Source organism: Saccharicrinis sp. GN24d3, assembly GCF_052400645.1.
Taxonomy (GTDB): Bacteria; Bacteroidota; Bacteroidia; order Bacteroidales; family Marinilabiliaceae; genus Saccharicrinis.
In genome coordinates this window covers 1-2,754 of the sequence record NZ_JBQTGI010000066.1, presented here as the reverse complement: position 1 = coordinate 2,754, position 2,754 = coordinate 1, and the positions used below count along the sequence as shown (strand labels likewise).

The following is a 2,754-nucleotide window of genomic DNA, read 5'->3' as shown; positions in this document are numbered from 1 at the left end:
TAGATAAAACGGAGCTTACCCACCCAAAAAACGGTTTGTCCTCAGGCTCATAAATTGTCAAAAAAGCGTCAAAAAAACGGAGCATTGCCGTTCAAAAACGCAAAAAATGGGCAAAAACGGACCGGAAAACGGAGCATTGCCACCCAGTCAATTGACGAGTAGTGAAAAACGGGTCAAAAACGGAGCATTGCCACCCATCCAGGGTTCGTAAAAATCTGTAGGATAATACAAAACGGGGCATTCCCGCCCACGGAGACCATTTTCAAAAAACGGAGCATTGCCGTTCACTTTTTTTTGCTAGTTTTTTTTCTGTGCATATCCACATAGAAAAAATTAAAGCCATGGCAGGAAAAGAAAAAGATATGAGTAAAGTAAAACAAATGCTCCAGTTACATCATAATGGTGTTTCAAACCGTCAGATAGCCGAAGACCTTTCAGTAAATAAGGAAACCGTCAATCGCTACGTAAACCTTGCAAAATCAGACGGGTTGTCCGTAAAGGAGTTATTAAAACTGGATGATCCGGTTTTGCAACACCGCATGAACGGTGGCAGTCCTGCCTATCCGGAAGGGGAGCGGTTCGAAGGGTTTAAAAAGAAACTATCCTACTTTGAGGATGAAATGAAACGTCCCCACGTAACCCTTAAATTACTTTGGGAAGAGTACATTGCGGAGCATCCCCAAGGTTATGGGCTAACTCAGTTTCGCTATCATTACCGGCAACATACGAAGGCCAAACGTCCAGTATCTTCCTCGTTGTTAAAAGATTTGTATACACCTGGCGAAAAACTAATGATTGATTATGCGGGAGACCGGTTAGAGTACGTCGATAGGGAAACCGGAGAGATAGTTAAGGTGCAGGTTTTTGTGGCCTGTATGCCGGCTACAGACTATGGTTTTGCGATTGCGGTCCGCTCTCAAAGAAGTGAAGACTTTATACATGCCCTGGCTATGTGCCTGGGTTCACTTGGCGGTGTGCCAAAGATTGTTGTGAGCGACAACCTAAAGGCAGCAGTAGTGAAAACCGACCCTCACGAACCGAAAATCAACCGCATTTTAGAAGACATGGCCAACCATTATGGCTTTGTGGTTATCCCCGCAAGGTCCAGAAAACCGAAAGATAAAAGTTTGGTTGAGAACCAGGTGAAGATCGTCTACAACCGGGTTTATGCCCAACTTCGCAACCATAAGTTCTACTCGCTGGAAGAGCTAAACAAGGCCATTGGAGAGAAAATGCTGGCACATAACCGCAAGCGTATGCAACAACACCCATACACTCGCGAAGAGCAATTTATGGCAACAGAAAAGCCAGAGCTTCGCCCTCTTCCGAAAGAACGGTTTGAGGTTCGCTTTTATGCAAGTTTAAAAGTCAATCCCAATGGTTTTGTTTACCTGGGACGAGACAAGCACCATTACTCAACACCACATGTGTACACCGGTCAGCAAACCAGTGTTATTTACACGCGCAGCCTTGTCAAGATTTACATCAACGGCGAATGCGTAGCTATGCACAAGAGATCCTATAACCAGGGCAAATATACCTACGTGAAAGAACATCTGGCTTCCAACACCCAGGCCTATCGGGATCGTTCACCTCAGTACTATGTCAAGCGTGCACAAAATGCATCACTGGAACTTGGAGAAGTGGTCGAGTACATGTTTGCAACCGCAACGGTTCCGGTTGAAACATTTTACAGAGGCTGTGAGGGCTTGCTGAAACTCCAGAGAGAAACAGATCCCCACTTGTTTAAAAAGTCATGCGACACGGCACTGCTGTATCAAAAATACCGCTATGGTTTTATTGAACGCTTAATCAAAACTAATTGCCGGGGAATTGCAGATGTAGAAGACCAGGAGTTATTCATGAATTTCCCTTCCCATTCGAATGTCAGAGGGAAGGAAGAATATAGTTAACCATTATTATTCACTAAAATATATAGATTATGAATGAAGTTACAGATCAATTTAAGAGTTTACGAATGCCGGGCATGGCCCAATGCTGGGCTTCGCTGCTTGAAACAAGGAAGCTGGACGGCCTTTCGTTTTATGAGGGCGTGCAATTGTTATTACAAGCGGAAAAAGATCAGCGCAGGACAAACCGTAACGCACGTTTGATTTCGGCTGCACGCTTCCGCTACCAGGTAACCATCGAAGAACTAAGCTTTGATGCGGCCAGGGGGCTGGAGCGTGGTAAAGTTATGCAAATGGCCACTTGTGAATATATCAAACAGGGGGCACCTATCATCATCACCGGACCTACAGGTACAGGTAAGAGCTGGCTGGGAACTGCACTAGGGCACCACGCTTGTTTAATGGGCTATAAGGTGGCCTACTTTAATATCATGAAGCTTTTTGAAACCATGACCCTTCACAGGGTTGAGGCATCCTTGCCGAAGTTCTTTGACAAGATGGCACGAATGGACCTTCTTATCATTGATGATTTTGCGGTAAGAAAAATGGATGGCCAACAGTTACTGGATTTTATGGAGCTTATTGAAGACCGACACGGAAGAAAGGCCACCATTATCATGAGCCAGTTAAAGGTTGCGGACTGGTATGATGTAATGTTGTCGAACACTACGGCCGCTGATGCCATTATGGATAGAATCGTGCATACCGCATACCGCTTTGATCTTAAAGGAAATACAAGGCGTAAACAACAGAATTAATAATTTTTTGTAAATTCATGGCTGATTAAGAAAAAAGTGAACGGGTATGGCCGTTTTCACTGGGTGGGTATAGACCGTTTTTTCTA

The 2,754-nt window shown here is 44.5% G+C and carries 2 protein-coding genes; both read left to right on the top strand.

What is annotated here, in order from left to right:
* The first annotated feature begins 341 nt into the window (after window positions 1-341).
* Window positions 342-1,913, top strand: coding sequence for an IS21 family transposase (gene istA, locus ACT29I_RS25575; RefSeq protein WP_444794848.1), 1,572 nt, complete (start codon window positions 342-344; stop codon window positions 1,911-1,913).
* A 29-nt stretch (window positions 1,914-1,942) separates the two neighbouring features.
* Window positions 1,943-2,668 carry an IS21-like element helper ATPase IstB gene (istB, locus tag ACT29I_RS25570; RefSeq protein ID WP_444794847.1) on the top strand — a complete coding sequence of 242 codons (726 nt, stop codon included), beginning with the start codon at window positions 1,943-1,945 and terminating at the stop codon, window positions 2,666-2,668.
* Window positions 2,669-2,754 lie beyond the last annotated feature (86 nt).